Genomic DNA, 8708 nt, shown 5'->3' on the forward strand with positions numbered 1-8708 from the left:
CAAAAAGTCCCCGAAAAAGGGCGGGAGCGCCTATCGCAGGCGGCCGAAGCGGCCCTTGAGCTTTGCCAGGGAATCTTCCTCGACAACCTCTTCGGCATCGTCGCCCTTGCGCTTGAACTTGAGAATTTCGAAGTCCTCGAGCATAGCGGAAGCCAGCAAGTAGAGTTCCGGATATTCAGAATCGTCCTGCTGCATGCGCTCCATTTTCGAGAGGGCGTCACGTGCGTTTTTGAGCTCGTGATCCTTCATGAAGCGCGCCTTGAGGAAGGGGCGAAACTTTTCGCGGAGGTCGCGAACCGACAGTTCGGGGCGGGCGGGTTTGTCGCCGACAACAAGGTGCATTTGTTTGTCACCGGCCGCAAGATGCGCGCCGATGATTTCGGAAAGCACTGCGAGCCTTTCAAACAAAGTAGCATCCCTGTTCAGGCTGTAAAGCGAGAGAATTTGCGTCAGCTTGCTTTTGAAAGAAGATGCAGCCAGCGTATCACGGGCATGGTCAGCCCCCTGGCGCATGGCCACGGAGAATTCCTTCAGCATGCTCCAGAATTTCACGAAGGCTTCGGCCCCGAGAAGAGCGGATTCATACGTGGCTCGCACCAGCGCCAGCCGGATTTCTTCGTCCTCGCTGCGGGTACTTGCAGCAAGGTTCCTGAAGTCGCGAATTTTTTTACCGCGGGAATATTCAAGACCAGAAAAACGCACGCAACGGTTCGCATCCAGTTTATCGGCGGTAAGCGATTTAAGGACCCACGACTTGAGCGCGGTCTTGAAACCGTCGGAGTACAGGCCACCCGTTTCGAGCATGTTCAAGCGATCGACAATGAGCGAAGAGTCGGCATCGGGCTGGGTGCGGTCTCCGGCATTGGACTGCGCAGCATTTCCAGTATTAGACTGCGCGCGGCCTTCGACGCGTTTGCGGAAATCCTGCCAGAAGGCGGATTCCTGCGGGGCCATCAGCGCGGAATCCCCGAGGCGCCAGCCAAAGCGCATATCCTCTAGCGAGAAATCGATACCGAAGGTCACTACCACAGGGCGCACCGCCAAGAACAGGCGGTAACTTCCCCATTCTGGATTCAATTCAACAGCAAATTTCTCCGGAAAGCCGGGCTTGAACACCTTCATGTGCAGGCGCAGGTGATTTTCCTTTTCGGGCGTCACCGTCGGGATGTCGCAATCGAGCTGTTTGATGCCCGCAAAGACTTCGTACAAAAGCAAAAGCGGCGCCTTGTGCGGATTTTCCTTGAGTTTGTCGCAGAAAGCGTCATCGATAAACGTGCGGCGGCCTTCCAATTGCTTTTTCGCAGTCTTGGGCATCTCGCGAATGACGGATTCTTCCATCCATTCACGCCACTGGTGAATCGAAAGTGCAAGCGTCGCGGGCGTCGTATCGGGCAAAAGGTCGTACGGGAAATCGAGCGTAATGCCGTCGCAGTCACGCATCGCATCGAAGACCATCTCACCCGTCACCATGCGGCTGGCGCCATTCAAACCTTCAAAGCGGAACTGTTCAATGGAGCCGCCGAGAGTGGGTTCCGGAGCCTTGACGGAGTTTTTCTTCTTGTCGCCCTTCGCCAAAACATCGAAAGCGCGGTTGCTAAATCCGGAATCCGTATAGCTTACGCCCGTTTCGCTCTGGTCCAGCCAGAATTTTGCATCGAATTTCAGGAACTGGTCCGTATGTTCGCGGATGTAGTCCTTGAGCGTCTTGATGGAATTGACGTTGTGCGCGATACGCGTGTAGTAATCCACCAGCGCATCTTCGCTCGGGGCGAGGCCAAACTGGCGCTTGCGAGCTTCCAGCGCATGCAAATCCTCGACCACACGCTCGTTGTGCGTCATGAAAGAGAACGGACGCGCCATCTGGCCAAGCACTACGGCCTCGCGCCAGAAAATCTCGGCACATTCCTCAGGATTCACGCGGGCATAATCCACGCGGTGGCCGCGGCTAATCACAAGCCCGCGGAAGCTCACTTCCTCCACCGCTTCCACGAAACCGCGTTCCTGGTTCCATGTGGGAGCAAACCAGCGACGCGTGCAGAAAGGTTCCGCCACCTGCAAAATCCATTCGGGCTTGATTTCAGCGCCCTTGTTGAGGAATATGCGGCTCGTCTCGCGAACTTCGGCGCTAAACATCCATTCCGCGCTCTTGCCGTAAAGGTCACTGCCCGGGAATACATGCGTCTCGCGGCCGCTCACCAGGCGGTAGCAGCCGTTCTCGATATCGCGGCGCGCAATGCCGCCCAAAAATCCCGAAAGGAGCGCAATGTGCAAGTTGTCGCGGTGGAAACTGTCCAGCGGGCACACGCGATTCTCAAATTTCACGTCGAGGATGCGCCCGAACTGTTCGTACAAATCGATCCATTCACGGCACCGCAAAAAGTGCAGGCTGTTCTTGTCGCAGAACTTGCGCAACTTATTCCAGGTCTTGCCATCCCATTCGGCGCAGAAAGCGTTCCACATGCAGATGAACGTGATGAAATCGCTCTTGTGGCCCGCAAACTTGCGGTGCAATTGCCTGATGCGGGTACGTTCGGGTTCTTCGCTCGGCACCACGCGCGGGTCCTGAATGCTCAAGGCCGAGCAGACAATCAATGCGGGTTGCAAGACGCCGGCATCGCGCGCCCGCAGGAGCACTGCCGAAAGCGCCACGTCCATCGGGAGGCGGGTCATTTCACGCCCGAGCTTGGTCACATGCCCGCTGGAGTTATCGGCGGTCAACGCGCCGAGTTCAAAAAGCGTCTTGTACGCGCCGCGGAACGCCGAATGCGGCGGTGACTGCAAAAACGGGAAGTTTTCGAGTTCCAGCCCGAGGCTTCTCAATTGCAGGACAACGTTCGCGAGATTACTCCGCCGGATTTCCGGCTCCGTAAACTCGTCACGCTTCTCGAAATCTTCGGGAGAATAAAGCCTGATGCAAACACCGGGTTTCACGCGCCCCGCACGCCCAGTGCGCTGCCGGGCACTTGCCTTCGAGATGTCCTCGACAGGCAATCCCTGGATTCGCGACTGCGCATTATACCGCGAGATGCGGGCCGTACCCGTATCGACCACATAGGCGATTCCCGGAATCGTAAGCGACGTTTCCGCGATGTTCGTCGCGAGCACCACGCGGGTCTTTCCCGTATGCCTGAAAATGCGGCGCTGTTCATCCGGGCTCATGCGCCCGTACAGCGGGAGGATATCGAACGTCGCGGAATCCAGTTCGTGCGCCAACTCGCCCGCCAAATCCTGGATATCGCGTTCCGTCGGCAAAAAACAAAGCAGGTGGTCGCGGTGGCGCGTTTCCAAATCGAGAATCGCATCGCGCGCCTCATCGAGCAAGCCGGAATCGCCCTTGCCGCTGGTATCGAGTGCCGCCCGCGCCGACGAGCCGCCATCAAAGAAATACTCCACATCCACCGGGAAGGTGCGGCCTTCGGCCTCCATCACGCAGCTGTTGTCGTAAAATTCCTCAAAGAGTTTCGCATCCAGCGTCGCCGACGCCACAATCAGCTTGAAATCCGGGCGTTCGTGCAATACCGTCTTGAAAATGCCGAGCAGAATGTCGATGTTCAGCGAGCGTTCATGCGCTTCGTCAATCACGATGGCAGAATACTGGCGAAAAAGCCTGTCGCGACGGAATTCCTGCAACAGGATGCCGTCCGTCATCACCTTGATGGGAGCGTCGCTCTGGCCCTGCTCCCAAAAACGGATTTTGGTAGAGACGAGCGTTTCGTCTTTCAGTTCTTCACGCAGACGGTCTGCAATGGAAATCGCCGCCAAACGCCGCGGTTCCGTGACACCGATTTTGAAAGGCCGCGCATTCCCGCCACCATCGACTGCGCCCGCATCCTTGCAAAACCATTCCAGCAAAAATTTCGGCAACTGCGTCGACTTGCCGGAACCCGTGTCCGCCTTGACAATCACCACCTGGTGTTTTTCGAGCAGCTCAAAAAACTCTTCCCGATGTTCGACAACGGGAAGCTCGGGGTACTCGATTTTCAAAGCGGACAAGTCCACCGCCTGCCACTACTCCTTAATATGCCCGCACTTGTCGCAGGTGAGTTTGTAGCTGTTGTCCGGGTCGACGACCATCACGCCGTCGCATTCCGGCACTTCGCACGGGAGCTCGCCCGGCATCACTTCACGGTAAGTTTTTTTTTCTTCCATCATTAACCCCCTATTTCCTTGAGGTAGCGAGACAAGGCATCTTGCCATGTGGGGAGCGGTTTGAACCCGCATTCCACCAGTTTGCTCTTGTCGAGCCTGCTGTTGAACGGGCGTGCCGCTTTGGAAAGTCCATATTCCGCAGTCGTTACCGGCACCACCTTCGTAGTGAGTCCCGCCTGCTTGTAAATTTCACAGGTAAAATCGTACCAGCTGATAAATCCGCCTTCGTTTGTCGCATGGTAATAGCCGTACTTTTCGGTCTCATTCATGTCGATTAGCAGACGCGAAAGGTCGAGCGTGTAAGTCGGCGTACCGATCTGGTCGTTCACCACGCGCACGGTATCGTGAGTCTTGCCCACATTCAGCATGGTCTTGATAAAGTTCTTTCCATTGAGGCCGAACACCCATGCGATTCGCACGATGAAATACTTTTCGAGAGTCCCGCTCACGGCGAGTTCGCCCTCGAGCTTGGTCTGGCCGTAAACATTGAGTGGCTTGTAATCCTTGCAATCAGGTTTCCAGGGTTCCGTACCCTGACCGTCGAACACGTAGTCGGTGCTGATGTAGGTCATCTTGCAGCCGAGCTTTTTACAGGCGTTCGCGATGTTCTGCGTGCCGCCGGCATTCACCGCGCGCACCTTCGCCACGTTTGCGTCGTCTTCAGCCATATCCACGGCGGTCCATGCCGCACAATGAATCACCGCATCCGGGTTCACCTCCGAAATTGCCTTCTCGACAGCCGCAGCATCCGTAATGTCGAGCTGCACATAAGGCATCGTCGTTACGGCAGACCCGTCAGCGACTCCGCTGTAAGCGGGAGCCATGTCCGAGCCCACGCCCGTGTGGCCACGCTTCGCCAATTCGTTCATCACATCATGGCCCAGTTGGCCACCTACACCCGTCACAAAGAATTTCATAGAAAAACCTCTAGCGCAAAAAATAGAAAAACTACTTCTTCCGTATTTCTGCTTGTTTCACACAACGGACTTGATCGTGCCATTCTTCAGCTTCTTGCGCAAGTCGTTCCGGAGGAATTCCATCTGGTTCGTCCTGAGGAGTATTCGACAACAGACGAGATACAGCCAACAGTCGGCGACTCGCCACCACAGACCCCTCAAGCGTCATTATGGATACACTACATTTTGTTTTATCATCAAAACTGTCGCTAATATACACCCTAAAGCCATCAGATGTAAAGAAGCGCAGGTAGCAATCTTGCGTAAACGCACCTATCATCCCCTTCGGAACATAAAATTCAATGCGTGACGATTGTGCATCCTTACCTCCGCCGTCATTACCCAGCAAGGACATCGTCTCCGCCAAAGTCGGAAGCCGCCACCCATCAGGGCAAGCATTTTTCGCATCCTTGTACATATATGCAGTGTCACCGCCCAAGGGTTCGGCCATCCATGTCAAAGGAGCATCACCCGTCTTTTGGGAAATCACAGTCCCGTACATCTTTCCATCGCGGGGGTCCTTCATCTTGCCTTTCTGGGGAGCAGCCACAGCAATTGCGACACAGGCAAGTACAGCAAGAACAATCCTATAAGTGTTTGGCATATTTTTCTATTTCTAGCCAAGCACGAACTTCTCGATAACCTCGGTGATACCCGAGTGGTTATTGTCGCTTACCGTTATGTAGTCGGCGCAGTCCTTCACTATCTGCGAAGCATTCGCCATGGCAACCCCGACACCGGCCGCTTTGATCATGGGGCAATCGTTCTCTTCGTCGCCCACGGCAATCGTATCTTCGATGCCCACCTTGTAATAGTCGGCCATAAAGCGCACTGCGTCACCCTTGTTGCTCTGCATGTGCGAAAATTCGAGCATCTCGGGCTTACTGAACACGTCAAAAAGCTTGCCCGCCGTAGTCTTGCGCATTTCAGCACGGAAATCTACAAGGCTCGAATGTTCGAAGGGCGTTATGATATTCACCTTGATGGGCGGTTTAACAACAACATTGACAAACTCGCCGTAATACTCGCGGATATCCTTCACGACCACATAATCCATCTTCATCAGGCGGCAGTACGTCTTGAGCTGTTCCGTTTCGTATTCCGAAACCACCAGGTCGCCCGAGTAGGTATGCGCATGCATGCCGTTTGCGTGTGCGGCATCCATGATGGCCTTTACCTCACTAACGGGAATGTAGCGAGTGAGAATTGGCTTCTGTGCGCCGCAATCGTAAATGAGCCCGCCGTTGAAACTCACGAGCAGAAAGCCCGGTTCCAGAAAGCCGTACTGCTCCGCCAACTTCTTGGCGCTCGTGAGCGGACGGCCCGTACAGATGACGAACTTGTGGCCCGCATCGATCATCGAGCGGATAGAGCGCATGTCGGTATCCGAGATGCGCTTATCGTCGGTCAGGAGCGTGCCGTCAAGGTCTGTGAACAGAATTTTCATCGCGGGCAAATATAGAATTATTCCTTTACACAGCGGACAGTAGACGGTTCATCATCTGGAGCCCGCGTCGCAAAGTCACCATCATCGTTACAGGCGGCAAGTATCATTAAGACAAACAAAATGGACCCTATCGCGGCGCTCCGCTTGCTCCAGGGTGACATACAAGGCACATTTTCTCCTATCATCTGCGGTAAATATAGTAAGCCCTATTTATTACAAGCAAAATATCCTCCCAAAGGGAGGACATTTTAGTTGCTATCTGAAATTAGCCTAGTTCTTCACGCAGCGGACAGAGAAACCGAACGCCTTACTATCTTCATCAGCAAGCAGACCCGCACTATTGAGGTCCTTATCCAAGTTCATGTCGTACACTTCGCCGTTTTCCTCTGTAGAACTCCAGAAGTGTGCGTTAGATACATCCATATCATCATCGAAGGCAGGATTATCCCTACTACCAAACATGTGGCCACCAGGAAGCGCAGAGAAGCCGGACTCATTCGCGCCATAGATTCCAGAATAACTAGGATACCCACCATACCAACCAAACGCAGACTTGAGTGCCGTACCGGCCTTTGATTTTCCACCGACGGCAGTCAATAGCGCATCCCATTCCGTATAACTCGGCAAATGCCACCCATCCGGGCAAACGCCCTGAATATTCCCCGACGGCAAGGAGCACGTTTTCCCATAGCCGCATTCCTCTTCAGATTTGCCAACCGCATCCGCCCACCAGTAAAGCCGGCCATACTTTTTGCAAAATTTCGCAGAATCGTTATAGCAGTAACTAGATTCCGTTTCAAAATTGAGATTTTCCGCCATCCATACCTGGTCGCCAATTTCCACAGTCTTGTACGTTTGACCATCGCGGGAATCTGTCAACTCACCATATTCAGCATTCGGGTTGAACGGGCTCTCACTAGACGGGGATGACTGTTTTTCACCCTGGAGACAACGGACGGAATATGCATATTCCTTGGACACACGTTTCCAAGACACATTCGTATCATCATAGTACAGGTTCGTCGTGTACGCATCATTGTCAGTGAACTCCGAAGAATTCCAAAAGAAAGCCGCTTGGCCTGAGCGGCCCTCATACAAATCGGCGGTCTTACCACCGGCAGGTAACGCAGAGAATCCAGACTCATTCGAAGATTCATAGACTTCAGAGTTGAAGTCGGTTTCATGGACCCAATCAGCTCCAGACTTAAGTTTCATGCCTGCGTATCCGTTGCCTTTACCAACGACTGTAATCAGCGTATCCCATTCGGCCCAACTTGGCAGATGCCACCCGCTCGGGCAGGATTCCAGAGCAGCAGACCAAGTGTAAAGGCGGCCATACATGGATTCGTAACTATTGGCCGATTCGTAGTTCAGGTTCTCCGCCATCCACACCTGATTGCCGATCTTTACCGTTCTATAGGTATGGCTATCGCGGGAATCGGTCATTTCCCCATACGAAATTTTCGGGTTAAAAATACTTACACTACTGCTAGACTCACTCGTCTCGCTTGAACTTGACTCCGGCTTAACGCTGGAGGAGGACTTCGCCGAACTGCTACTGGACTTTGCACTGCTGCTCGAGACACTTGTCTCGCTATCGCTCGACTGCGGTGTGACGCTGGAAGAAGATTTTGCAGAACTGCTGCTTGACGATACAGCAGAACTATTCCCCTCCTTAATCCATTTTTTATCTACGCACACATAAGTGGCAGCATTCTCTACCACATAAGCCTCCGCCCCATCCCACTGGTCGGTACATTCGGGAAGTTCATCAAAAGTCTCCGTTTCCAGGAAGGGAGGGGGGCTTACTAAGGGATCCGATGCACTCTTGTCGTCACAGGCGACGAACATCGCCGCACAAAGAAGAATGTATAGCCAATGGGAACGCATATATCCTCCTACTATAATTCAAATATAACAACATCCCGAGCATCGAATCAAGGTTGCCACTCAGTCTTCGTCATTAACCTTTGCCGACGAGATAATTTTTTCGCAAAGGGTTGAATCAGAATATTTTGGGTAGTACTCAAATTCAGCATAGGTTATAAATTCTACAGACTCCGCAAGCTAGAAGAACACTCCGCCGAAGCGGACGATGACACCGGCGAACACGACGCTCACCATGGTCATGAGCTTGATGAGGATGTTGAGCGATG

Annotated in this window: 6 protein-coding genes; all 6 read right to left on the reverse strand. The window is 53.6% G+C overall.

Translation table 11 applies throughout. The features are described 5' to 3' along the window. Positions 1 to 30 precede the first annotated feature (30 nt). Positions 31 to 3999: an ATP-dependent RNA helicase HrpA gene (hrpA, locus tag IK012_RS11820; RefSeq protein WP_290954833.1), complete on the reverse strand. Its 3969-nt coding sequence runs from the start codon at positions 3997 to 3999 to the stop codon at positions 31 to 33. 9 nt (positions 4000 to 4008) lie between these two features. Further along, entirely contained in the window at positions 4009 to 4149 is a 141-nt protein-coding gene (locus IK012_RS11825; protein ID WP_012820363.1) for a hypothetical protein, read from the reverse strand. Between the two features lie 2 nt (positions 4150 to 4151). Continuing rightward, positions 4152 to 5066, reverse strand: a complete 915-nt coding sequence (gene rfbD, locus IK012_RS11830) for a dTDP-4-dehydrorhamnose reductase (protein ID WP_290954835.1) — start codon at positions 5064 to 5066, stop codon at positions 4152 to 4154. Positions 5067 to 5097: 31 nt separating this feature from the next. Further along, positions 5098 to 5709, reverse strand: a complete 612-nt coding sequence (locus IK012_RS11835; protein ID WP_290954838.1) for a hypothetical protein — start codon at positions 5707 to 5709, stop codon at positions 5098 to 5100. 12 nt (positions 5710 to 5721) lie between these two features. Next, positions 5722 to 6552, reverse strand: coding sequence for a Cof-type HAD-IIB family hydrolase (locus IK012_RS11840; RefSeq protein ID WP_290954841.1), 831 nt, complete (start codon positions 6550 to 6552; stop codon positions 5722 to 5724). A gap of 270 nt (positions 6553 to 6822) precedes the next feature. Further along, positions 6823 to 8442: a fibrobacter succinogenes major paralogous domain-containing protein gene (locus IK012_RS11845; protein WP_290954851.1), complete on the reverse strand. Its 1620-nt coding sequence runs from the start codon at positions 8440 to 8442 to the stop codon at positions 6823 to 6825. Between the last annotated feature and the right edge of the window lie 266 nt (positions 8443 to 8708).

The organism is Fibrobacter sp., assembly GCF_017551775.1.
Taxonomy (GTDB): Bacteria; Fibrobacterota; Fibrobacteria; order Fibrobacterales; family Fibrobacteraceae; genus Fibrobacter.

Coding starts and splice junctions, on each gene's coding strand:
- IK012_RS11845 (WP_290954851.1), bottom strand. CDS start 8,442: ATGCGTTCCCATTGGCTATACATTCTTCTTTGTGCGGCGATGTTCGTC.
- IK012_RS11825 (WP_012820363.1), bottom strand. CDS start 4,149: ATGGAAGAAAAAAAAACTTACCGTGAAGTGATGCCGGGCGAGCTCCCG.
- IK012_RS11840 (WP_290954841.1), bottom strand. CDS start 6,552: ATGAAAATTCTGTTCACAGACCTTGACGGCACGCTCCTGACCGACGAT.
- rfbD (WP_290954835.1), bottom strand. CDS start 5,066: ATGAAATTCTTTGTGACGGGTGTAGGTGGCCAACTGGGCCATGATGTG.
- IK012_RS11835 (WP_290954838.1), bottom strand. CDS start 5,709: ATGCCAAACACTTATAGGATTGTTCTTGCTGTACTTGCCTGTGTCGCA.